At 59.8% G+C, this 22,862-nt stretch carries 24 protein-coding genes and 1 pseudogene; 22 read left to right on the top strand and 3 right to left on the bottom strand.

Features of this window, described 5'->3' with window-relative positions:
- Nucleotides 1–11 precede the first annotated feature (11 nt).
- From ACF8FB_RS25680 to dapF, 9 genes are all read left to right on the top strand, one after another.
- On the top strand, nucleotides 12–947 hold the full coding sequence (locus tag ACF8FB_RS25680; protein WP_010954613.1) for a chlorinating enzyme: 936 nt from the start codon (nucleotides 12–14) through the stop codon (nucleotides 945–947).
- A gap of 56 nt (nucleotides 948–1,003) precedes the next feature.
- Entirely contained in the window at nucleotides 1,004–2,155 is a 1,152-nt protein-coding gene (locus ACF8FB_RS25685) for a Rid family hydrolase (RefSeq protein WP_392509509.1), read from the top strand.
- 5 nt (nucleotides 2,156–2,160) lie between these two features.
- The gene (locus ACF8FB_RS25690; protein ID WP_010954615.1) at nucleotides 2,161–3,501 is read left to right on the top strand and encodes a hypothetical protein; all 1,341 of its coding nucleotides are present in this window, start codon (nucleotides 2,161–2,163) and stop codon (nucleotides 3,499–3,501) included.
- 20 nt (nucleotides 3,502–3,521) lie between these two features.
- A complete protein-coding gene (locus tag ACF8FB_RS25695; protein WP_010954616.1) occupies nucleotides 3,522–4,730 on the top strand; it encodes an aminotransferase class I/II-fold pyridoxal phosphate-dependent enzyme in 1,209 nt (402 codons plus the stop codon).
- Complete coding sequence (locus ACF8FB_RS25700; protein ID WP_010954617.1) at nucleotides 4,727–5,644, top strand: hypothetical protein; 918 nt, start codon at nucleotides 4,727–4,729, stop codon at nucleotides 5,642–5,644. Before ACF8FB_RS25695 ends, ACF8FB_RS25700 begins: the two co-directional genes overlap by 4 nt.
- On the top strand, nucleotides 5,641–7,194 hold the full coding sequence (locus ACF8FB_RS25705) for an amino acid adenylation domain-containing protein (protein ID WP_010954618.1): 1,554 nt from the start codon (nucleotides 5,641–5,643) through the stop codon (nucleotides 7,192–7,194). Before ACF8FB_RS25700 ends, ACF8FB_RS25705 begins: the two co-directional genes overlap by 4 nt.
- Nucleotides 7,191–7,463, top strand: a complete 273-nt coding sequence (locus ACF8FB_RS25710; RefSeq protein WP_350298045.1) for an acyl carrier protein — start codon at nucleotides 7,191–7,193, stop codon at nucleotides 7,461–7,463. The genes ACF8FB_RS25705 and ACF8FB_RS25710 overlap by 4 nt, the downstream gene beginning before the upstream one ends.
- 8 nt (nucleotides 7,464–7,471) lie before the next feature.
- Nucleotides 7,472–8,683, top strand: a complete 1,212-nt coding sequence (locus ACF8FB_RS25715) for an MFS transporter (protein WP_158286185.1) — start codon at nucleotides 7,472–7,474, stop codon at nucleotides 8,681–8,683.
- Between the two features lie 69 nt (nucleotides 8,684–8,752).
- Nucleotides 8,753–9,559 carry a diaminopimelate epimerase gene (dapF, locus tag ACF8FB_RS25720; protein WP_010954620.1) on the top strand — a complete coding sequence of 269 codons (807 nt, stop codon included), beginning with the start codon at nucleotides 8,753–8,755 and terminating at the stop codon, nucleotides 9,557–9,559.
- A gap of 301 nt (nucleotides 9,560–9,860) precedes the next feature.
- Here the strand turns inward: dapF and ACF8FB_RS25725 are convergent, their stop codons facing one another.
- Nucleotides 9,861–10,487, bottom strand: coding sequence for a tyrosine-type recombinase/integrase (locus ACF8FB_RS25725; RefSeq protein ID WP_010954621.1), 627 nt, complete (start codon nucleotides 10,485–10,487; stop codon nucleotides 9,861–9,863).
- Nucleotides 10,488–10,904: 417 nt separating this feature from the next.
- Between ACF8FB_RS25725 and ACF8FB_RS25730 the strand changes: the two genes are divergently transcribed.
- On the top strand, nucleotides 10,905–11,474 hold the full coding sequence (locus tag ACF8FB_RS25730) for a DJ-1/PfpI family protein (protein WP_061405672.1): 570 nt from the start codon (nucleotides 10,905–10,907) through the stop codon (nucleotides 11,472–11,474).
- A gap of 107 nt (nucleotides 11,475–11,581) precedes the next feature.
- Here the strand turns inward: ACF8FB_RS25730 and ACF8FB_RS25735 are convergent.
- Nucleotides 11,582–11,737, bottom strand: a pseudogene (locus ACF8FB_RS25735) (DNA polymerase V subunit UmuC); the annotation flags it as partial.
- On the opposite strand from ACF8FB_RS25735, the gene ACF8FB_RS25740 reads away from it, so the two are divergent.
- From ACF8FB_RS25740 to pbpG, 3 genes are all read left to right on the top strand, one after another.
- Nucleotides 11,737–12,066: a tyrosine-type recombinase/integrase gene (locus tag ACF8FB_RS25740; protein ID WP_232014127.1), complete on the top strand. Its 330-nt coding sequence runs from the start codon at nucleotides 11,737–11,739 to the stop codon at nucleotides 12,064–12,066. The pseudogene ACF8FB_RS25735 and the gene ACF8FB_RS25740 sit on opposite strands and share 1 nt — an antisense overlap.
- Nucleotides 12,067–12,086: 20 nt before the next feature.
- Complete coding sequence (locus ACF8FB_RS25745; protein ID WP_010954623.1) at nucleotides 12,087–13,067, top strand: IS5 family transposase; 981 nt, start codon at nucleotides 12,087–12,089, stop codon at nucleotides 13,065–13,067.
- A 364-nt stretch (nucleotides 13,068–13,431) separates the two neighbouring features.
- Nucleotides 13,432–14,358: a D-alanyl-D-alanine endopeptidase gene (gene pbpG / locus ACF8FB_RS25750; protein WP_010954624.1), complete on the top strand. Its 927-nt coding sequence runs from the start codon at nucleotides 13,432–13,434 to the stop codon at nucleotides 14,356–14,358.
- Nucleotides 14,359–14,624: 266 nt separating this feature from the next.
- On the opposite strand, the gene ACF8FB_RS25755 is transcribed toward pbpG, so the two are convergent.
- Nucleotides 14,625–15,071 carry a hypothetical protein gene (locus ACF8FB_RS25755; protein WP_392512378.1) on the bottom strand — a complete coding sequence of 149 codons (447 nt, stop codon included), beginning with the start codon at nucleotides 15,069–15,071 and terminating at the stop codon, nucleotides 14,625–14,627.
- A gap of 174 nt (nucleotides 15,072–15,245) precedes the next feature.
- On the opposite strand from ACF8FB_RS25755, the gene ACF8FB_RS25760 reads away from it, so the two are divergent.
- The 9 genes from ACF8FB_RS25760 to ACF8FB_RS25800 all read left to right on the top strand — a co-directional run bounded on the left by ACF8FB_RS25760 (nucleotide 15,246) and on the right by ACF8FB_RS25800 (nucleotide 22,783).
- On the top strand, nucleotides 15,246–16,580 hold the full coding sequence (locus tag ACF8FB_RS25760) for a lysine N(6)-hydroxylase/L-ornithine N(5)-oxygenase family protein (RefSeq protein ID WP_010954626.1): 1,335 nt from the start codon (nucleotides 15,246–15,248) through the stop codon (nucleotides 16,578–16,580).
- A gap of 175 nt (nucleotides 16,581–16,755) precedes the next feature.
- Nucleotides 16,756–17,949: a PepSY domain-containing protein gene (locus ACF8FB_RS25765; protein WP_010954627.1), complete on the top strand. Its 1,194-nt coding sequence runs from the start codon at nucleotides 16,756–16,758 to the stop codon at nucleotides 17,947–17,949.
- Entirely contained in the window at nucleotides 17,946–18,479 is a 534-nt protein-coding gene (locus ACF8FB_RS25770; RefSeq protein ID WP_392512381.1) for a thiamine pyrophosphate-binding protein, read from the top strand. Before ACF8FB_RS25765 ends, ACF8FB_RS25770 begins: the two co-directional genes overlap by 4 nt.
- Complete coding sequence (locus tag ACF8FB_RS25775) at nucleotides 18,476–18,796, top strand: hypothetical protein (RefSeq protein WP_010954629.1); 321 nt, start codon at nucleotides 18,476–18,478, stop codon at nucleotides 18,794–18,796. Before ACF8FB_RS25770 ends, ACF8FB_RS25775 begins: the two co-directional genes overlap by 4 nt.
- On the top strand, nucleotides 18,793–19,362 hold the full coding sequence (locus ACF8FB_RS25780) for a DUF6162 family protein (RefSeq protein WP_010954630.1): 570 nt from the start codon (nucleotides 18,793–18,795) through the stop codon (nucleotides 19,360–19,362). The genes ACF8FB_RS25775 and ACF8FB_RS25780 overlap by 4 nt, the downstream gene beginning before the upstream one ends.
- A 16-nt stretch (nucleotides 19,363–19,378) precedes the next feature.
- The gene (locus ACF8FB_RS25785; RefSeq protein WP_019436719.1) at nucleotides 19,379–20,281 is read left to right on the top strand and encodes a metal ABC transporter substrate-binding protein; all 903 of its coding nucleotides are present in this window, start codon (nucleotides 19,379–19,381) and stop codon (nucleotides 20,279–20,281) included.
- Entirely contained in the window at nucleotides 20,278–21,024 is a 747-nt protein-coding gene (locus ACF8FB_RS25790) for a metal ABC transporter ATP-binding protein (protein ID WP_392509222.1), read from the top strand. The genes ACF8FB_RS25785 and ACF8FB_RS25790 overlap by 4 nt, the downstream gene beginning before the upstream one ends.
- Nucleotides 21,024–21,923, top strand: coding sequence for a metal ABC transporter permease (locus tag ACF8FB_RS25795; protein WP_392512383.1), 900 nt, complete (start codon nucleotides 21,024–21,026; stop codon nucleotides 21,921–21,923). The genes ACF8FB_RS25790 and ACF8FB_RS25795 overlap by 1 nt, the downstream gene beginning before the upstream one ends.
- The gene (locus ACF8FB_RS25800; protein ID WP_010954634.1) at nucleotides 21,920–22,783 is read left to right on the top strand and encodes a metal ABC transporter solute-binding protein, Zn/Mn family; all 864 of its coding nucleotides are present in this window, start codon (nucleotides 21,920–21,922) and stop codon (nucleotides 22,781–22,783) included. Before ACF8FB_RS25795 ends, ACF8FB_RS25800 begins: the two co-directional genes overlap by 4 nt.
- Nucleotides 22,784–22,862 lie beyond the last annotated feature (79 nt).

Here is a 22,862-nt window from a genome sequence, read left to right on the forward strand (position 1 = left end):
GAGCAACCGTAATGACGAATGATCTTCATCAGCCACTCACTGACGAACAAGTGGCGTTCTTTCAAAAAGAGGGCTATCTAGGGCCGTTTCCAGCCTACTCCCAGAGCGAGATCGAAGACATCTGGCGACGCGCGCGGCTGAAGACGTTCGATCACTCCCAGTCGGTGTTCGGTAAAGCCGAATCCACCAAGGATCCGATCTCCAGCTACGACCGCCACCTGGACATCGATGAGCTCGCAGATCATGTTTGCCATCCCGCCATCATCTCGAAGCTGCAACAACTGCTCGGGCGTGATGTGGCCTGTTGGCGCTCCGAGTTCTTCCCCAAGTACCCAGGCGATGAAGGGACTGACTGGCACCAGGGCGACACGTTCGCCGGCCTCAACGGGGGCAAGGACGCATTGCGCTGGCCCGAAGGGTCGTTGCAAGGGGGAACGGTCACGGTCTGGACGGCGCTCTCGGACGTAACGCTGGACATGGGGCCGATGGGCATCATCCCCGGCACTCAGCACGCGCGGTTCTACGACGAATCAAAGGCGGCCGCCTACTCCCAGGACAAGCACGGGCTGGTCAAGAATGGCGTGGCGCGCGGCTTCTATGGCTATGACTATCGCGATTTGCAGGTAGACCCGGACTGGGCGCCAGATGAATCGAAGGCCATCTACTTCACCATGAAGAAGGGTGAATTCATCATTTTCTGGTCCACCCTCCTCCATGGTTCGCTTCCTCATCTGGGAGAGACGACCACGCCGCGCCTGGGCTACGTTTCGCGCTACGTGCCCACCTCCGTGAGGGTCTACCCGGATGCAGACACCCTGACCGAGTTCGGCCGAACGGTGAGCCTTGAACAATACGGCACCGTCATCGTTGGCGGGGAAGACGCATTCGGACACAACCGCGTGCGCTCGCAAACCACTCGTGGCAAGGCGTTTAACCGAATTCCGTAACGCTCTGGCCCCCGAATCGATTGCGCGCCCTCCCGTCAGTGAAAGGAAGATCATCAATGGCTAACAGCATTCCCTCCGGGGGCAACGCATTTGCGTTGCCCTTCGCCGGCTCTCGTCATCAATTCATCAGTGCCACGTGTACGCCTGACACATTCAGCGACTGCCTGTCGCAATCATTGCCGCCATCCAGCAACGAACAGGCACCACTTAGCGTGCTGCGTCTTGTCGTGGCAGTGAGCAACCAGAAACAGATCGGCACCGTTCTGGAGCAACTGACGAAGGATTTCCAGGCACTGCTTTCACGGGCTGAGGTAGTCGTTCAGCCGCCTTTCTCGGGGCAAGTTCAAATCAGTGCCTGGCTGGTAGACACAGCTGCCATTGCCGATGCACCAGCCGTGATCGGCTCGCCCGCGGCGTTACAATGGCTGTTCTCGGCCAGCAACGCGCATGCGCTCGACGATACGCAAGTTTCCCCGGCATTCAGCCGACAATTCTACGACGGCCTGGAATCCGCTCATGCCCAGGGGCACATGCCGGATGACCTGCTCCGCACCTGGATCTACATTGGCGGCATCACTCAAGGTCCTCACGATGAAACCCGCTATCAACGGGTCAATGCGGCCCGACAGGATGCTTTCCGAGAAGTCTCGATCGGTATGGGGGCACTGTGCTCGCCATTTCCGGCAAGTACCGGGATAGGTACGCACGGCTCTTCACTCACGCTCGGGATGCTCTCGTGCAAGATTCGCTCGGGCATGCGAGTGGTCGCACTGGAGAACCGACGCCAGACGAGCGCGTTCCAGTACCCTAAAGAGGAGAGCCTGATCGCGCCCTTGTTCTCCCGGGCGGTAGCAATCCTCGGCGACGCACAGGCGATGGTGTTCGTGTCTGGAACGGCCAGTATCATCGGTGCAAAGAGCGTCCATGTCGGGAATATCGAGCAGCAAACCAGACAGACACTTGAAAACATAAACAACTTGCTCAGCGCCAGGCTGCTCTCGGATTACGACTGCTATCCCGCGACATCAGGGCTTGAAAGCATTGTCAGCTACACGGTGTACATCAAACGCCGTGAAGACATCACGGTGGTGCGCGCGGTATGCGCAGCGCTTCTCCCGGAACGAGCGGTGGCGACGTTCGTCCAAGCCGATGTCTGCCGAACCGAGTTGCTGGTGGAAATCGAAGCTGTTGCCGTTATGCCGGAGTAAGCATCATGCCGATCACTGACAGCGCTCAATTCGACGAAAAACCCTTTCCCTCCCACTGGCATCTGCCGGAGGACTTGACCGGCCGCATCTTCATCGGTGGCCTCTGGGAAAATCGAGAGTGCTACTACCTCATCGACTTTGCCCAAAAGTTGATCAAGAGCTGCGCCGTACAGGTCGATAGCTATGTTTCGGCATTGTCCGGATACATAGAAAAGCACCTCGCCCCGGACCAGTACCCTTACGCCTGTGGCTCCAGCAAGGCTGTCGCCTATTGTTTCGTACAACCGCATGAAGCACTCGAACTGAGTGACGGCCGCGTTGTAGTTGGCATGCACAACTGTAGCTATGCGCGAGAAATCGATTTTTCCCAGCACCACGTCGGCCATGTATCGGAACACAATGATTTCATACCGCGCATGATGTCCGCACAAAACTCACTTGATCGCGACACAGGCGAATACCTGTACACGATGACGGATATGCAGCAGCGCTTGCGGGCCTATGGCAAGGGGCCGCAGGAGTTGGATAGCGAGCTGTACGCGCTGGATACAGGCTGGAAAAGCCCACGCAAGCTGGCTTCGCTGCGTACCCTTGAAGCACTGCACGAAGTCAAGCAGAGCCCGGACCCACGTTATCTGGTACTGACTGAATTCTGCCTGGCCGCCAATGTCCGTCCGCCTTCTCCAGAAGGGGACCCTTTTGCCAACCCAGCGCAGTGGCAGGCCTATCAGGCGGGAGGCCTGCAGGCTAACCGAATCTACCTAGTGGACAAGTCGACCGGGCAGTCCTGCGCACAGATCGTTCCTGCGGGCACTCCCGGGCATATCGAGTTCTCACGCAGCGACCCTGCGCGGTTCTACCTGTCCTGTCACAACCTATCCAAAGCCCACGGCAAATTGATATTGCACGGTGAGGCGACGTTGCAAGCAGGCACTGTTCGGGAGGGCGTGCTCAGCCTGGGAGACCACTATCAACCTGAGGCGTTGTATCGCCTGACATCCCATAAGTTGTTCAGTTATCAGGGCGAACACTACATCGTGCTCAGCGCCTACCCCAACCGGTTCCACATCGTCAGGGAGTCTTCGCTGCAGTGCATCAGGGACGAGCAACTCTTCGCACATGAGTCCATCGCGACTCAGGGGCTGCACTTCTGCACCCTGTTGGGTCACATGCCTCTCTGGATAGAGACTTCCGATAACGGCCGCTACGTGTTGCTGGTATCCAATGAACTCATCTACGTCTACGACATGCAGCATCGCAGCCTGCGCCATGTGCGCGGTTACAGCCATCACGGGGGGTTCTCAGGCACTGCACACCTGACCAACTTCAACGATGAGCACTATTGACCCTTCGAGCGAGCGCGACCATGCAAGCGACTGTCTTCAACACTTTCTTTCGCGAGACCAGTCTGGCCCCGGACAGCGATGACTTTTTCAAGTGGGTCCGCACGCTGAAGTCCTCCACAGCGGGACAACCACTGCTGGACTTCGGCGTGGCAGATGCCTTCATCCCCCCGGCCGACGAACTGTCCCAGGCGCTGAGCTCACTGGCCACGCGGCGTGAGCTGCATGGCTATGTCTATCATCATTCGGCGTACGAGGCCGCCTGCCTGCGCCATGCCACCCAAGGCATGGACGCGCCGCCTGCACTGGCTGTTCTACCCACCAGCGGCGCCAAGTCGGCGCTCAACCTGTTATGCCTGGCCCTGATAGATACAGGGGATGTCATTCTCGCCACGACGCCGGCCTACCCGATCTTTTCTACCATTGCCCGGCGCATGGGTGCGACCGTGGTACATCTGCCATTGCTGGAGGAAAACGATTTCCTTCCGGATCTGCATCAGTTATCACCCGAGGTCCTCGCCCGTGCCAAGTTGCTGATCGTCAACTACCCCAACAACCCGACGGGCAAAGTGGCTTCTCAACAGGAATGCGATCGGCTGCTGGCAATCTGCAGGGACCACGACATTCTGCTGATCAACGATGCCGCCTATTCTGATCTGCTACCGGCCGAGCGCCCCCGTGGACGGTTCCTCTACTCCGAGGGCGCCTCGAGCCATTGCATTGAAGTGCACTCGTTTTCCAAGTCATTGCAGATTCCCGGCTGGCGCCTTGGCTTTATCCTTGCCGCACCCGCAATCATCGAAGCGCTTGGCAAGCTCAGCCTGCTGCATGAAAGTGGGCAGCCGCGTATTTTACTCGATGCCGTGACCTGCATTCTCGACGACCGGGGCTTCGCCGAACGCCTTTGCCAGTGCATAGCTCAGCGACGTGCGGTAATGGTCGATATTCTCCAGGCACATGGCCTGGAGGTGTTAAACGCTGACGGCACATTCTTTGTTTACGTGCGATGTCCTGCGGCTGTGAGCAACGGCAGGACATTCGCCACTGCCAGGGACTTTTCGCAATACCTGGCCACTGAGCTGGGTATCCTGACGATTCCCTATCAGGTGGCCGGGCGTCATCAGGTACGCTTTTCCGTGGCGTTCTGCGGCGAAGCCGAAACCGTGTTCAACCGTTTGCGTCAGCAACTGTCCAATGTACAGTTCAGCCTTGCCGAGAGGGTATCGGCATGACTGTCTCTCTTCGCAATGTCGACAGTGTACTCGGCGAGCAGCAGTTTCCCTATTTCGAGGTGGAGGACTTCGAGCGCAAGCGACGCGAATATGGCCTTCCTGATGCACCGCAGCTGATGGGTTGGCACCGACTCGGCCGGACGCAGGGTGATGCCTTCCAGCTGGCCGAGCACTTGATCAGGCGGATATTGGCCAACTCGGGGTCAGCACAATGTATTGATCACCTGATGGTTTGCAGCAGTCGATTCTCCATGGGTTTCCTGCAAGGCAACGACCGCCTCGACACCCTGATGCATAACTGCGGCCTCGGGTCCGTGCCGGTCACGGGGCTGACGCTCAGTGGCTGCAACAGCCTGTTCAACGGACTGCACCTGGCCGATGCCTTGATAGGCTCAGGCAAGTGCAAAAACGTACTGCTGGTCACCGCCGACACGTCCGTCAGTGAGGCGCATCGTTTCGATCGCAACTGCATGTTCAGCGATGCGGCAGGCGGGATGATCCTGAGCAGCGGCGAAAGCTCATCGCTAACCCTGGTCGATACCGCCTGCAGCTTCGGCAGAGCATCCGACCCAGGCGCATTCTTCCGCGGCGATCTCGCGTCCCTGGACACTCAGGTCACGCGCTTGCTCGGCCGCTACGGGCTGCAGCGATCAGACATCGCCAAAGTCGTACTGCCCAACTTCTACCTGCCGGTTGTCAACATGCTGATGAACCGCCTCGGCCTTTCAGCCCCGCAACGGTTCGCGGGCGCTGCGACGCAAATGGCTCACTGCTTCGCCAGCGATTACCTGATGGCGCTCGCCGAGCTTTCGCAGCGGCAAATAGCGGCCGACGAGCACTACCTTCTGATCGGCTATGCGGATCTTCATCAGGGAATCAGTCTCGTACGCCACACAGCAAGGAGCGCAGCATGAACCAGGCATTACTGACGATCACGGGAGGGCCTGCCTACCCCGTGCACTTCTCGCTGGTCGAATACATCGAGCGTATCATCCACCGCTACCCATCGAATGCAGCGGCATTCGACGAGGACCAGCGCTTGACCTACAGCGAACTAAGGATCGAACTGCTCACACTGCACGCTCGGCTGCATGAACTCGGCGTGCGCAGCGGGGATGTGGTTGCGGTGAATGCGACAGTGCAACTGCGCTATCCCGTCGTTGTCCTGGGGTTACTGCTCGCTGGCCTGGTCTACTTGCCAATCGCCGCAGCTCTGCCGCCTGAGCGCAAGCGGGCGATCTGCGAACAGGCCCGGCCGGCCCTCATGATCACGGACGAGCAAAAGCCTGATGACGCAATACCAACCTGTACGCTCTCGTCTCTGTTTTCGGGCAAGCCCGTCGGTGCTGCCTTCGACCTGTTCCCGGAGCCTTCACCCGAAGCGACTGCCTACCTGATCTTCACCTCAGGCTCGACCGGCGTGCCCAAGGGCGTGAGCATTACCCGCAAAGGCTTTTTCAACCGATTGCAGTGGGCGCAAGACTATTACGCGCTCGGCAGCGAAGATGTCACGGCCCTGAAAACCCAGGCCTCGTTCGACCCCTCGATCCAGGAGGCCGTGCTGCCTTTTTTTTCCGCCGGCGCCGTGTTCGTGCCTGACCACAACCGAGTCAACTTTCCCAATTACCTGTCGGCCTGCATCGCTGAGCACGGTGTCACCATGCTCATCATGGTACCCAGCCACCTGCAGCATCTTCTCGCCAGCCCGGCAATCAATGCCTGCCAGCACCTCAGGCATATCGTTTGCTGCGGAGAACCTTGGGGAGTTGAGTTGATCAGTGCGCTTCATCAGCGCTTGCCGAACTGCCGTATCTACAACGGTTATGGACCGACCGAGGCCACCATTGGCACCTTGGTCTTCAATCCGCCACGCGGTTACGCCAGCGATGTCATCCCCATAGGCAAACCCATTGCAGGAACACATGTGTGCATCGTCGACGAAGACCTGCAACCCGTCCCGACGGGGGAAGCAGGCGAGCTGATCATCGGCGGTATATGTGTGGGCGATGGTTATCTGAACAATGCGCCGCTGACCGAGCAGCGCTTTCGCAGGTTGCAGGTCGAGGGTGCCGGCGAGGTGAGATTCTATCTCAGCGGTGACGTGGCGCGTGCCCTGCCGACCGGCGATATCGTGTTCCTCGGACGCAGAGATAACCAGGTGAAGATCAATGGCGTTCGCATCGAGCTCGAAGAAATCGAACTCGCCTTGCGCAACTGCCCAGGGGTGCGCGATGCCATCGTGGTCAAGCGCAAGGGTAAGGTGAGTGATGAGCTGCACGCGTTCCTGATCGCTCATATGCCCTTGGACATCCAGGCAATTACAACGTCATGTGCCAGACGGATCGGTCAGGCGACAACTCCCTCGCGTTTCTCTCAGGTCGAAGCGTTTCCGTTGAATCAGAGCGGTAAGGTTGACCGCCGGGCCTTGGCGGCAACATTGATGAATCAGAGGAGCCTGCCGTGAGCACCAGCCTGATTAGCCGTGCCGAACTTACCGAGCTGTTGAGCAGGTTGTTTCCTGATCTGCCCGCCCCTTTGGACCCAGAAGCCACGCTTCTCGCGCAGGGAATCAACTCGATGGGGATAATTGTATTGATTACACATCTTCAGAATGAGTTCGGCATCGTCTTCGACCCGGCCAACTTTGCCAATCTTCACGCACTCACACTGGCCTCGCTCCAGCCACTGTGCGCCGATCGCCGGCAGGCGAGGCCAACGTCCACAGGAGCTTGATGCAGCCCATGTCCATTCTTTCGTGGTCACGGCCACACTCGCCCTTGCACTCGCTCCTGCTGGGTTCCCTGCTGCACGATGCAAGCAAGGGAATAGCCAGCCCGCTGATGGTTCTTCTGCTGACCACCCGCTTTGGCCTGAACAGCTGGCAGACAGGGGCGCTGCTGGGCATTTCAATGCTGCTGGCAACGCTGATGTCATTGCCGGCAGGGCTGCTATTCGACCGTTTCGCGCGATTGCACCTTGCCACTATCACATTGTTGCTCATGACGCTGGCTGTAGGCCTGCTGCCCTTTGCCCAGATCATTCTGCTCGTCAGCCTGCTACTGGTGTTCATGGAGTTCGCCGCCGCACTCTTCGGCATTGGTCTTAAAGCGCTGCTGGCCGATTTCGTGAGCGTGAAGCAACGCGTCTCGGCGTTCTCCTACCGCTACATCCTGACCAACGTGGCATTCGCGATCGGCCCTGTGCTCGGGGTCCGGTTGGCGGAAGTCTCACTTACCCTGGCGCTTTTGGTGGCAGCGGGTGCCTGCGGGGCAGCGATGGTGGTGATGATGTGCCTGGGCGCAAGTCAGGGCCAACCTCGCACCTCGCTGAAGACAGGGGCGCCCTCATTGGCGGACGCCCTGAAAGTCTTGGGCAACGATCGAAATCTGGTTCTCTATACCTTGGGGTCATTCTTTAACACCGTCGTTCACGGTCGCTTCACGTTCTTCCTGTCCCTGTGGTTGCTGTATCAGTACCCTGCCAACCAAGGTATGGAGATGCTGTCCTGGTTGTTGCTGACCAACGCCATCACGGTCATTGCATTGCAACGCCTCGTCAGCCGTTACATCACGCTCGAAACTTTGAACAGTCGGGTCATGATGGGCGCCCTGTTGTTTTCTATCGGATTGCTCGGTTTTTCGGTTTCCGAGCAACTTACTGCCTGGTGTCTGTCCATGCTAGTTTTCACCCTTGGCGAGCTGCTGATTCAGCCAGCGGAGTATCTCTACATTGACTCGATCAGCCCGCCGCCCCTCAAAGGCAGTTATTTCGCCGCACACAATCTGGCGAGCTTGGGGGCGGCAGTCAGCCCGGCGTGGTGTGGATTCATACTATCGCTCGCGGGCCCCCAGGGTTTGTGCTTCTCACTGATCGCCTGCGTGCTGGCGGGTAGCAGCCTTTGTGCCATGCGCCCTCGACTGACCCCGGGCAACTTTGCGCGGGGAGATCTTTAATGCTTCAGTACGCGCATTGGTCGTCAATGTCTCACCCTCACTTCTCTGATCATTCTGGTGCCTTAGCTAATGCAGTTTTATAAATACCATGCGGCTGGAAATGACTACCTTGTATACCGGGACTGCGTACCGTTTGATTGCTCCAAACCGATGATTTCACGTATTTGCGACCGACACCGCGGGTTGGGCAGCGACGGCATACTGGTGCCGGTGATCAAAGAAGGTGAACGGTTGTCGGTACGGATCTACAACACAGACGGTTCCCAGGCAGAGAAAAGTGGTAATGGCCTGCGTATTCTCTGCCGCTACTTGTGGGATCAGAATATCGTGGCCGGTTCACCCTTTGAAATATCGACCAAAGGGGGGATCGTCACCTGCCAGGTACTCGACAACGGGCAGCGGATTTCGATCGCCATGGGCCAGGCTGCTTTTGCCAATACTGCGGCGTTCACCGTTGACGTGGACGGCACACCTTTGCAGTTGCATCCGGTTTCGATGGGCAACCCCCATTGCGTGGTGTTCGTGGATCAACCGACTGAAACGCTGGCACGACAGTTGGGACCGCTCATCGAGCGATTGTCGATCTTCCCCGACCGCACAAATGTTCAGTTCGTGCGGGTAATCGATCGTCAGACGCTCGAGGTGCAGATCTGGGAACGGGGGGTCGGCTACACCCTTTCCTCCGGCACCAGCAGTTGCGCTGCTGCGGCAGTCTCGCGTCGACTTGGACTGGTAGGTCCTCGGGTAGCGGTCAACATGGCCGGCGGCGTCATCATGATCGAACTGGACGACGACTATCACGTGTTGATGCAAGGGCCGGTATGCAGGGTCGGCCTCTACTCGCTGGACAGTGAATGCTTGGCTCAGGCGGACTGAGTACCGGTCATGAAGGCGGGGAGCGAACTGTACTGACTGACGTCTGGATCTGAGGCGACATCGTAAATAGTGGCTAGCCTCATCAGAGCGTGAAGCGGACAGCTATCCGAGAAGGTGGCCGTTTCACGCCTCATGATCTGCAAGCGCAGCCCCCACCGGGCTGGCATAGTCCAGGAAGCAGGCGTAACTCTGTTCGTAGCCGGCTATCGGACGATGAGGCCGGAACAGGCTAAAGTGCCTTGATCAATGCCCGTTTTAGGTCGAATCGCGACGGTCATACCTCGACCGTCGCTGGACGCTGTCAGACCTCCGTCTGCTCTGCCATCTCCAATGCGTCATCGACTTCAATGCCCAGGTATCGCACCGTGCTTTCAAGCTTTGTATGGCCGAGCAGGAGCTGAACTGCTCTCAAGTTCTTTGTCCTGCGATAGATCAGCGATGCCTTTGTACGTCTCATCGTGTGGGTGCCGTACATAGCAGGATCTAGCCCAATAGACTTTATCCACGCTTTGACCATTCGGGCGTACTGCCGGGTGGAGAGATGCACTGAGGCGTGTAGCCGGCTTGGGAAAAGACAATCCTCGCTGTGGAGTTGGGCTTGATGTATCCAGGCCTGTAGGGCCAGTCGCGTTTGCTCTGTAATTTCAAACTGTACGGGACGTTGGGTTTTCTGCTGCATCACTATCGCCCGCGATGACACGTGCTCCCCATGAGCAACGTCGCGTACGCGAAGCTTGGTCAGATCGCAGGCTCGTAGCTTGAGCTTGCTATCGATGGCCAGATCGAAAAGGGCTAAATCACGAGTTTCCTCCGCGATTTGGAGCCTTACCCGAATGGCCCAGATATCTTTCAGTCGGAGCGGAGCTTTCTGCCCGACCAATTTTCCTTTGTTCAAAGGCTGATGGCTGCTGGTCGTAATGGCGTTCATGGCTTGTCCTCCATGTGAGGTAGGACAAGGATGATCAACCCAATCCAGAGGCGCTAACCGACCCATTGTTGTCCTTAGTGGAGAACAGTTATCGGCCAAACGCGGTCACTTACTGAAGACAAAGTCTGAGGAGCTCACTAAATGCCCCCGGCGGTCTGGAGTCAATTGCGTGTTATCTAAGATGCGTCAGCTTCGCTTTCGCCCTCATAATCGTAGTCAATCAAGCTTGCCGACACTTGACAAATTTCAAATTACCCTAAGGCCCTGGTGCCAGCAGCACAGTATTCTTAATTTCGATATTGAATCCAATATCGCGACCGGGAACATCATCCTCCCTTCTATGAGCACCGCTAGCTGAACCTTGATGTCTGTTTGAAGCCGCCGTACGCTATCGGCATTCATGGAGGAATCTGGCTGATGGCACGCGTGGGTTTGATACTGACACCGGGTTTTGCTGACTGGGAATACGCATTCATTGCTGGAACTGCGTCTCCATTTTACGGGATCGACGTCAGGTTTTTCGCACCTACTACAGGGCCGCTCCACTCGCAGGGCGGATTGGCTGTAACTGTCGATAGTGGCTTGCAACAATGCCTGGACTGGAAACCGGACGTTGTTGTCGTGATTGGAGGAATGGTCTGGGAGCGTACAGAAGCTCCGGATATTCGAGACTTTCTTCATGCTAGTCGTTCAAGTGGAGCGACAATTGCTGGCATCTGTGGTGGAACGCTGGCACTTGCGAGAGCCGGGCTACTCGACACGGTTCCTCATACCTCGAACAGCGCTGACTTTCTGCAAAAAAATGCCGTAGGTTATGACGGGCGCACGCGCTATCGAAGCAGTGCAGTAGCTGTGGTTGCAGACCGCATCATAACTGCTCCAGGCCCTGCACCCGTTAGCTTCACCTGCGCAGTGTTCGAAGGTGCCGGATTATATTCAGCGCTCATTTCTCAGTTCAGATCAATGCTAGCAGCGGAACATGGATGACCGCCTCGTTCCACAAATCAGCCCATCAGGTAATGTCTTCGACGGTCCTCTTCTGGCCGTTAGCTGTCCTTTTTTAAAGGCAGATGTAGATCGAATGCAGCCACTCATTGCTTGAGCGCAAACAAGTCCTCTGCCAACTCACCGGGTTGCCGCAAGTCCATCAGCAGCACCTCTGCCTTGCTGTACCGAAAACCGGGCCTGAAGATACGGTCGACCGCCTTTGAGGCAAATCGGGTCATCCGCAGCGTGTCGCAGGTTGGGTATGCGCACGGGCGAGATTATGTCGCTGCGCCGGGATGAGGTCGACGTCGAGAAAAAGACGGCTCACATCTGCCGGATCGTGGTTGAAAAGCAGGCAGTCGAGCGGACCAAGACGAAATACACCCGCACCGTAATGTTGAACAGCCGGGCTCTTGGCGCACTGGCAAGGGCCAGAGAGATCGCGCAATACCGCTCGAAGCAGAAGCGCCGCGTCTCGACGGAGTCGCCATTCATCTTCCAGCCTTCTGGCTCGTCACCACGAATCCAGCGTTCATTGCTGGGCAGCTTAGGGAATCTCCGAACAAGTCCCGGGTATGCGAAAATCGCCTGACCACCTGATCCGAGCCTCCCATGAGCCAGATGAGCTTTTCCGACTTCGAGTACGCCGGCAAGCGCAAGCAAACCCGCCGCGAACGCTTCCTTGCCGAGATGGATCAGGTCGTACCCTGGGCAGGTCTGCTCGGCCTGATCGAGCCGTTCTACCCCAAGGCCGGTGGCGGTCGAAAACCTTACCCCCTGGAAACCATGCTGCGCATTCACCTGCTGCAGAACTGGTTCTCCCTCAGCGATCCGGCCATGGAAGAAGCGCTCTACGAAATCACGCCCATGCGTCAGTTCGCGCATCTGACACTGAGCGCGCCGATCCCTGAAGACACCACGATCATGAACTTCCGGCACTTGCTGGAGAAGCATCAATTGGCACCTGCCATCCTCGCGGTCATCAACGGTTATTTGCAGGAAAAAGGCCTGTCGTTGCGTCAGGGCACGATCGTCGACGCAACCATTATTCATGTCCCAAGCTCGACCAAGAACAAAGATGGCGAGCGCGATCCCGAGATGCATCAGACCAAGAAGGGTAACCAGTATTTCTTCGGTATGAAGGCCCACATCAGCGCTGACGTTGAGTCGGGACTGGTTCATCACGTCCATGGCACCGCTGCCAATGTGGCCGATGTCACCCAAGTCGCTGAACTGCTCCACGGGGAAGAAAACGCAGTCTATGCGGACGCAGGTTACACCGGTGTCGAGAAGCGTGAAGAGCACGAAAATCGTGACGTGATCTGGCAAATCGCGGCTCGGCGCAGCACGTATTCCAAGCTGAACAAACGCAGCCTGCTGTACAAAGCCAAGCGCAAGATCGAGTACTGCAAAGCGCAGACACGTGCCAAGGTTGAGCACCCGTTTCGGGTCATCAAGCGCCAGTTTGGTTATGTGAAAGTACGCTTTCGTGGGCTGATGAAAAACACGGCCCAACTGACCACGCTGTTCGCCCTGTCGAACCTGTGGATGGCTCGAAAACGACTGATGGGTTTGGGTGAGTTGCGCATTTAACACGAAGAACCGGGCAGAAAACGCTCTGCCGCACACTGCGTCATGCCGTTTTCAGGGAATAGCGCTGATTGCTTGGTGAATTACGGCCTGCCATCGCTGCGCGGCAAGTTGATCGGAGCATCCTTAGGCGCTCGGTGCAGGTACTTCTCTCGACCTACGCCAAGTGGTTGAATTCTGCCAACGATTGGACGGAACTGGCGAAGCTGGAAAAGAACGTAATGGGTACAGGATTAAATATCGTTCACTTTGCGCCCTTTAGGCATAAGGCATTCGACAGCAATTCAGCCATACTCCAAAATGCATCGGTTTTAGGGGGAAAACCCTTGCACAGCCAACGACATACCAACTTTTAGTGAGCCTCAACGTGAAAACATCCCTGTCCATCCTCAGCCTGCTGCTGTTGCTCACAGGTACCGCGACCCTTCCGTCGACTGCTGCTGCACAACCCCCGGCCCAGGTTCAACGTGACCCCTCCAAACTGCATCTGGCTTCAGGCAGCGCTCTGCTGATCGACCTGAACAGCAACCAAGAGCTGTATTCAAGCCATGCCGACCGCGTGGTGCCGATCGCTTCGGTGACCAAACTGATGACGGCGATGGTGGTGCTGGATGCCAAGTTGCCCATGGATGAAATGCTCACCATGACCATTGCCAACAACCCGGAGATGAAAGGTGTGTACTCGCGCGTGCGCCTGGGCAGCCAGCTGGACCGCCGCGAAACCCTGCTGATTACCCTGATGTCGTCGGAAAACCGTGCGGCCAATAGCCTGGCCAACGCCTACCCCGGCGGCTATCCGGCGTTCATCAAGGCAATGAATGCCAAAGCCCGCAGCCTGGGAATGGCCCATACCCGCTATGTTGAGCCGACCGGCCTGTCGACGCAGAACGTATCCACTGCCCGCGACCTGGCCAAGCTGCTGATGGCCTCGCGCAAGTACCCCATGCTGAGCGAGCTGTCGACCACGCGCGAAAAGACCGTCGCCTTCCGCAAGCCCAACTACACCCTGGGCTTCCGTAACACCGACCACCTGGTGAACAAAAGCAACTGGGATATCAAGCTGACCAAGACCGGCTTCACCAACGAGGCCGGGCACTGCCTGGTACTGCTGACCCGCATGGACAACCGCCCGGTGGCCATGGTCATTCTCGATGCCTTTGGCAAATACACCCACTTCGCCGATGCCAGCCGCATGCGTCAATGGCTGGAAACCGGTAGCGCCAAGCCGGCACCGGCGGTGGCCATGCAATACAAGGCCGACCGGCAGAACAAAGGACGGTTGGCGGCCGAATGACCGCCATATCCTGGAACGTGCGGGCTTGTCCGCGAAGCAGACAACGCGGCGGATAGCACGGGCTTCGTCCGTGTTCGCGAGGAAACCCGCGCCTACGACGGCCTGCGCCCAATCACCAATGTGTATCCACCCCCAATCAGGTGTAGGAGCGGGTTTACCCGCGAATACGGTCGCGGCGGCAACGGTGAACGGCGGGTGGAAATTGGCCAGCAGAGCCGGCCCATTCGCGGGTAAACCCGCGCCTACAGCGGCCTGTGCATGTCCAGTCAGGCCGTAGCGCTGACCATACCTCCCGCACTGCTGCCGCCCTCTTGCTGCAACAGCTCCAGCAACTGCGCCGTGGCCGCCATGATCTGCCCGTTGAGGGTGGCAATGCTCGCCTGCTTGGCACCTATCGCTGCCGCCTTGGCAGCCTCGTCCATCTTGCTGTTCTGCAATGCCGCCAACTGTTTCTGCTCTTCTGCCAGTTGCTTCTGCAGATCCTTGATCAACTGACGCAGCTCGCTCACAGCCCCCGATTCGCCACTGCCTTCAGCGTCGGTGGATTGCGCCTGGCTACCCCCCGACACCTTCATGCTGTCACTGCTGACGCTCAACGGCCCCACCGCCTCACCGGCCTGTTTCGCCTGTTCACGCTCGTTTGCTGCATTCGCGCTCAGCGTCTGTGCTGAAACACCATTGATCATCAGGTTGCTTGCCGTGATGCCGCTCATGTCGATTCCCTGCCTGAAAGATGGGTCCTTGCCGTAACCAACACATCGGCCGCCTCACGCTGTTCTTTAGCCCGCTTAAATTCCCCCTCGGCTGGCTCGTTCCAACTCATGTACTTGCGCAGGAGCCGGAGCCCCGGCGGGCGTCCATATTCGACCATTCAGGGAATCGCAGCCATGAGCCAGTCCTCACAGCAGGAAACCATCAAAGACATGATCGGCGTGGGCTTCGGCCCCTCCAACCTGGCCTTGGCCATCGCCCTGGAAGAGCTCGCCGAATCCCGGGGCCATGCGCTCGACGCACTGTTCATCGACAAGCAGCAAGACTACCACTGGCACGGTGAGACCTTGGCTACCCAGAGCGAGTTGCAGATCTCGTTCCTCAAGGACCTGGTGTCGCTGCGCACCCCGACCAGCCCGTACAGCTTCGTCAACTACCTGCACCAGAAGCAGCGCCTGGCCGACTTCATCAACCTCGGCACCTTCTACCCCTGCCGCCTGGAGTACAACGACTACCTGCGCTGGGCCGCCGAGCATTTCACCTCCCAGGCGGTGTATGGGCAGGAAGTGTTGCGCATCGAACCGCACGTGCATGCAGGCCGGGTCCAACACCTGTGCGTGATCACGCGTGACAGACAAGGCCGCGAATACAGCCGCCCCACCCGCTCGGTGGTGGTGGGCAGCGGTGGCACACCGAAAATTCCGGAAAACTTCGGCGCCTTCAAGGACGACCCGCGAGTGTTCCACCACTCTCAGTACCTGAGCAGCCTGACCAAACTGCCGTGCACGGCTGGCAAGCCCATGCGCATTGCCGTGATCGGCTCAGGCCAGAGCGCCGCCGAGGCGTTCATCGACCTCAACGACAGCTATCCGTCAGTCAAGGTCGACATGATTCTGCGCGGCTCGGCCCTCAAGCCCGCCGACGACAGCCCCTTCGTCAATGAGATCTTCTCGCCCGACTATACCGACCTGGTCTACAACGAACCGGCCGACCAGCGCAGCAAACTGCTGGGCGAATACCACAACACCAACTACTCGGTGGTCGACCTCAACCTGATCGAGCGTATCTACGGCATCCTCTACCGGCAGAAGGTTGCCCATCAGCACCGCCACAATGTGCTGTGCCGGCGCCAGGTGGAAGCGGTGGTGGCCACCCGCGAAGGCCTGGAACTGACCCTGCGCGACCTCGCCACCGGCCAGCAGCAAACCCACCGCTACGATGCCGTTATCCTCGCCACCGGTTACGAGCGCCGTTCGCACCGTGAATTGCTGGCGCCGCTGGCCGATTACCTGGAGGACTTCAGCGTCGACCGCAACTACCGCGTACTGGCCAGCCCGGATCTGCAAGCCTCGGTGTACCTGCAGGGCTTCTGCGAAAGCAGCCACGGCCTGAGTGACACCCTGCTTTCGGTCCTGCCAACCCGCGCTGCGGAAATTGGCCGAGCGCTGTACCAGGATCTGGAGCAGCTGCACGAAAAACCCCAAGCAGCAGTGGCGCTGACCCGCGCCTGACCCCTCTGCAACCCGCCATCAAGACCGGACTGATGCCTCGTGCGCAGTCCGGTTTTTGTGCTTTGAAACATTTAGTTTCATTTTAACCTGCAGGTTTTCAATTCTCATTCGTCCTTATCAGTACAGCACTCTTTGGTTGGCACACGCTCGACCACCAATAGCAGAAGACCGTCTGATGGCCAAATCACCGAAAAAATCCAAATCCAGGCTGTGGTTCCTGGTTCACAGCTGGCTCGCCTTGCCGATCTGGTTCTTTGTCCTGATCGTCTGTTTCACCGGCATGCTCGCCGTGGTCAGTCAGGAAATCGTCTGGCTCGCCGATCCGGCCGCACGCGCCAACAAGCCAGACGCGGACACCGAGCGCATGAGCTTTCAGCAGGTACTGGAGGCCTTGAACAAGGCCGAGCCGGACATGGTGGTGGAGCGCCTGAGCCAGCCGGATGGTTCGCACTTCGCGGTAAAAGCCAATGTCACCCTGCCTGACGGCACCAGCCCGACGCTGTATGTAAACCCCTACACCGGAACCATTCAGGGCAGGACCCCAGACTTCAACTTCGAAGCCTTCACCCGCGCCCTGCACGGCTGGTGGCTGGTGCCGTTCACCAACGGTTTCAGCTGGGGCTGGTACCTGGTATCGCTGCTCGGCCTGCCGATGCTGGCCTCGCTCGTCACCGGCCTGGTGGTTTACAAGAAGTTCTGGAAAGGCTTTTTCAAACCCGTGCGTACCGGCCATGGTTCGCGAATTTTCTGGGGTGACCTGCACCGTCTGTCCGGGGTGTGGTCAATCTGGTTCATTGCGGTCATTTCCATCACCGGCACCTGGTTCCTGATCCAGGCGATCCTGTCTGACAACCACATCACCATTTCCAGCCGACCCATCGTGCCGGTGATCGCCCGTGAGGAGGTGCCGCAAACGCCAGATGGCAGCCCCGCCTCGCGCATCGACCTGGACGAAGCGGCGCGCCTTGCCGGTCTGGCGATCCCGGGGTTGGAAGTGACCTCCATCACGCTCCCCGCCACTGCCTACAGCCACGTCACGCTGTCTGGCCCGGGCTGGTACCCGTTGATGTTCCAGAGTGCTTCGGTGAATCCGTACACACGCAATGTCGACAGCCAGTTCCTGATCAGCGACCGTTCGGCGCTGGAGTTCGTCACCGAGTCCATGCGCCCGCTGCACACCGGCGACTTTGGCGGTTTGCCGATCAAGCTGGTGTGGTTCTTCTTCGGTCTGATCCTGACCCTGATGGTGCTCAGCGGCCTGCTGATCTGGACCAAACGCACCGCCCAGGCCACCGCCGCGGCCCTCAAGCGCAGCGAGCGCGCTCCACGTGCGGCACACAGTGAAACCACCGTGGAGATCCACTCATGAGCCAGGCCCTGCCCGCCAGCCCGCTGAAGCAGCTTTGGCTGAAGTGGCGTTTTCACCTGAACATCCTGCTGATCCTGATCCCGCTGGGCTTCATGCCCAAGTACTTCGCCGACGCCAGGCTGTTCCGCGGCGAAGCGGGCCTTGGCGCCAACGTGATCAGTGACATCCAGGTCGGCCCCTACAGCCTCGACCTTGCCGAACTGCGTGACGAGGCGCCACGTGCCGACGGCCCGGCCGGCTACTTCAAATCGTTCAATGCAGCGTTGTGCAAGGCCTGCATAAAGGACGTCAAGGCCACCTACCTGCGCATCGGCAAGCCACGCAGCCTGCGCGCCGCCGGCACCATTTTCTTCGGTGCACCGTACAACATGGGCACCTCGTTGCCGATCCCGCCGCGCACCAAACCCGATGCGCACATCTGGATCACCCTGGAAGGCTGGGACGGCAGCATGCACCAGGCGTCGATCCCCCTGGCCAAGGCATCGCCAGCCACCGTTGCATGGCTCGAGAAACAAGGAGGCAACAAATGAAACACCTGATACGCACCCTGACGCTGCCCTTCCTGATACTGGCTGCCAGCCCGGCGCTGGCGCACAACCCGATGTGCGAATGTGAGGAACTGGCCAACGGCCAGGTCAAGTGCACCGGCGGTTTCTCGGACGGCAGCGGTGCCCCCGGGGTGACCCTGGACGTGATCGGTTATGACGAACAGGTGCTGGTCGGCGGCAAGCTTGGCGACGACTCGACGCTGACGTTCAAGCGCCCGGACGGCGAATTCTATGTGCTGTTCGATGCCGGCCCCGGGCACGTGGTTGAAGTGGACTACGCCGATATCGCCCAACCATGAGCCGCGCCCAAGTCATTCGCCCGGCCGGTGCCGGGCACGAAACCCTGTACGTGCTGCTGGCAAGCCTGCTGATCGTGGTACTCGCCGCCAGCGTGGTGCTGCTGCGCGGTGAGCGCGAGGACGAACAGGCCATCGCCAGCTACCAGATCGACGCCCGCCGCGACCTCACCGCCGCCGAACAAGGCCTGTACACCGACCTGCGGGTAGCCTTCGACGAGATCCAGCTACTGCGCGAAGAAAACGCCGTCACGCCCAGCGTAAAGGCCCTGGCCGAAGAAGGCCTACCGCCGTTCGTGGTCGATGCCGGCAGCCAGAGCCGTGGCGGCCACCAATGGTCATGGCTGGAATCTGGCGCCTACCTGGGCCGCAGCCAGGCCCCGGAAGTTGCCGGCAGCCTGCTGCTGATCCTGCCACCCGACAGCACAGGCCAAGCCGATGTCTGGCTGCGCCGCGACAGCGCCGCCGTGATCCCGGACGACCTCGGCCAGGCCGCCCTGATCGCCGCTGGCTGGCAGCAGGTGGTCAGCCACTACGACGCCGGTGTTACCCGCGAACACCGTCACTGAACCCAAGGACCCGCCCATGTTTCGCTCCGCCCTCGCCCTGCTCCTGACCCTTGCCCTGCCGGCACTGGCCCTGGCCGATAACAGCAAGCCGCTGCGAATCGGCATCACCCTGCACCCCTATTACAGCTACGTGAGCAATATTGTCGGCGACAAGGCCGAGGTGGTTCCCCTGATTCCGGCGGGCTTCAACCCGCACGCCTACGAGCCGCGGGCCGAGGACATCAAGCGCATCGGCACACTGGACGTGGTGGTGCTCAACGGTGTTGGCCATGACGATTTCGCAGACCGCATGATCGCCACCAGCGAAAAACCCGACATCGCCACTATCGAAGCCAATCAGAACGTGCCGCTGCTAGCGGCCACCGGCATTGCCGCGCGCGGTGCCGGCAAGGTGGTCAACCCGCACACCTTTCTGTCGATCAGCACCACCATCGCCCAGGTGAACAACATCGCCCGTGAACTGGGCAAGCTCGACCCGGACAACGCCAAGCTGTACACGCAGAACGCCCGTGCCTACGCCAAGCGCCTGCGCGCCCTGCGTGCCGAGGCCCTGGCCAAGGTCACCGAAGCCCCTGGCGCAACGTTCCGGGTCGCTACCATCCATGCCGCCTATGACTACCTGGTGCGCGACTTCGGCCTGGAGGTGACCGCTGTCGTCGAGCCGGCCCATGGCATCGAGCCCAGCCCGGCGCAGCTGAAAAAGACCATCGACCAGCTCAAGGCGCTGGACGTGCGGGTGATCTTCTCGGAAATGGACTTCCCGTCGGCCTATGTCGAAACCATTCAGCGTGAGTCCGGTGTGCGCCTGTATCCGTTGACGCATATCTCCTACGGCGAGTACACCAAGGACAAGTACGAGGTGGAAATGAAGCGCAACCTCGACACGGTGGTCCGCGCCATTCAGGAGAACCGCGCATGACCGCTGCCGCCAAGCTGGCGACAGCCTGCGGGCCGCGCATCGAGTTCACTGGCATCGACCTGACCTTGGGGCGCACGCGCATCCTCGAACAGGTCAGTTTCAGCGTGGCAGCAGGCAGCGTGCACGCCATCGTCGGCCCCAACGGCGGCGGCAAGAGCTCGTTGATCAAGACCCTGCTCGGGCAGATGCCACACCAGGGCCAGCTGACCTTGCATTGGCCTGGTGAGCGCGAAGTGATTGGCTACGTGCCGCAGGCACTGGAGTTCGACCGCGGCCTGCCCATGACCGTGGACGATTTCATGGCCGCCATGTGCCAGCGCCGCCCGGCCTTCCTCGGCCTGTCGCGGCGCGTGAAGCCGGCCATTGATGCAGCCTTGGTTCAGGTTGGCATGCTCGACAAGCGCACGCGGCGCATGGGTGCACTGTCCGGCGGTGAGCGCCAGCGCGTGCTGCTGGCCCAGGGCCTGATCCCCGAGCCGCAGTTGCTGGTGCTGGACGAACCGATGTCGGCCCTCGATGAAGCCGGAATCCAGGTGTTCGAACAGTTATTGCAGGGCTGGCGCCAGGCCGGCACTACCGTTCTGTGGATCGAACATGACCTGGAAGCCGTGTTGCGCCTGGCGGACCGGGTAACAGGCCTGAACCGACAGGTGCTGTTCGATGCGCCGCCTGCCCAGGCCCTGACCCCGGAGCGTCTGCTCGGCCTGTTCTCCGTTCACCCGCGTAGCGAGAGCCTTGCCTGATGAGTTTTGAAATCTTTCGCCAAACGGTCCAGGACTGGGCCACTGCCGGTTATCTGCCCGAGGCGCTGGCCTACGGTTTCGTGGTCAATGCCTTGCTGGCCGGCCTGATGATCGGCCCGGTGCTGGGTGGCCTGGGCACCTTGGTGGTGGTCAAGCGCTTTGCGTTCTTCTCTGAAGCGGTCGGCCATGCGGCGCTGACCGGCGTGGCCATCGGTATCCTGCTGGGTGAGCCCTATACCGGCCCTTACGGCAGCCTGTTCGGCTACTGCCTGCTGTTCGGCATCCTACTCAACTTCCTGCGCAACCGTACCGGGCTGTCGCCGGACACACTGATTGGCGTGTTCCTGTCGGTGTCGCTGGCGCTGGGCGCCAGCCTGCTGCTGATGCTGGCAGGCAAGATCAACGTGCACATCCTCGAGAACGTGCTGTTCGGTTCGGTGCTGACCGTTAGTGCCCAGGACTTGCTGGTACTGGGCATCGTCGCGGTGCTGGTGCTGGCCTTGGCGCTGCCGCTATACAACCGCATCATGCTGGCCAGTTTCAACCCGCAGCTGGCGGCTGTACGCGGAGTGGCGGTGAAGACCCTGGACTATCTGTTCGTGGTGCTGGTGACGTTGGTGACCGTGGCTGCGGTGAAGGTGATCGGGGCCATCCTGGTCGGTGCGCTGCTGGTCATCCCGGCCGCCGCCGCTCGCCTGGTCAGCCAGTCGCTCAAGGGCTTTTTCTTCCTGTCGGTGCTGATTGCCACCATCAGTACCCTGCTCGGTATTTTGCTGCCGATCGTTTTCGACCTGCCGGTGCCGTCAGGGGCCGCGATCATCCTGGTCGCCGGCATCTGCTTTGCCCTGGCCGCCCTGGCCCGCGTCCTCGTTCCCCGCCTGCAAGGAAACCCGGCATGAACTTCAAACACCTGACCCTGGCGCTGGCACTGGCCGGCCTGCCGTCCCTGTCTTTCGCCACGCAAGTGCTGACGACCCTGCCGGTCACTCATAGCCTGGCCAGCGCCTTGCTCGAAGGCACTGCGGTGCAGCTCCAGCGGGCGGCACCAGCCAACCTGCCTGCCAGCCGCCAACCGTCGTATTTCAGCGGGCGTGGCGGCGCAGGCCTGCACAAGGCCGCCCAGCAGGCAGATGCGGTGATCGGGGTGCGTTCGATCTGGCGTGATGACCCGCTGTACCCGATGGCCCGACGCAGCAATATCCGCATTGTCGAGATCGATGCCGCGCGACCGGTGGATGGCGCACTGCCGGGCATTGCGGTGAACGGTGACGATGCCTATGGTGCTTACCCTTGGCTCAACCCGACCAACCTCGGACGCATGGCCGACGTGGTGGCCAATGACCTGGAGCGCCTGGCGCCGGACGACAAGGCAAAGATCCAGGGCAATCTGGCAGGGCTCAAACGCCAATTGCTGGAGCTTTCGGCCAACAGCCAGACGCGGCTGGCCAAAGTCGACAACCTGACGGTGGTGAGCCTGTCGGAGAGGCTGGGATATCTGGTCAACGGGTTGAACCTGGATGCGGTCGAGCAGCCACTGCCGGCCGAGTGGGATGCGGCAGCCCTCAAGGCGCTGGGGGAGAACCTGAAGGCGCAGGACGTGGCGCTGGTGCTGGACCATCGTCAGCCTGAATCGGCAGTGGCCGAGGTGATCAAGGCGGCCGGGGCCAAGCTGGTGGTGGTGGAGAGTGACCCTGAAGATGCGATTGCGGGGCTCATAGCCAGCGTTGACCAAGTGGTTGGGGCATTGGGCGGGCGCTGATCAGACAGGCCCGCGCGGTGGATGGCACGGGCTTCGCCCGTGTTCGCGGGTAAACCCGCTCAAGGATCGCGGTTGCTGC

The organism is Pseudomonas sp. yb_2, assembly GCF_043103905.1.
GTDB lineage: Bacteria > Pseudomonadota > Gammaproteobacteria > Pseudomonadales > Pseudomonadaceae > Aquipseudomonas > Aquipseudomonas alloputida.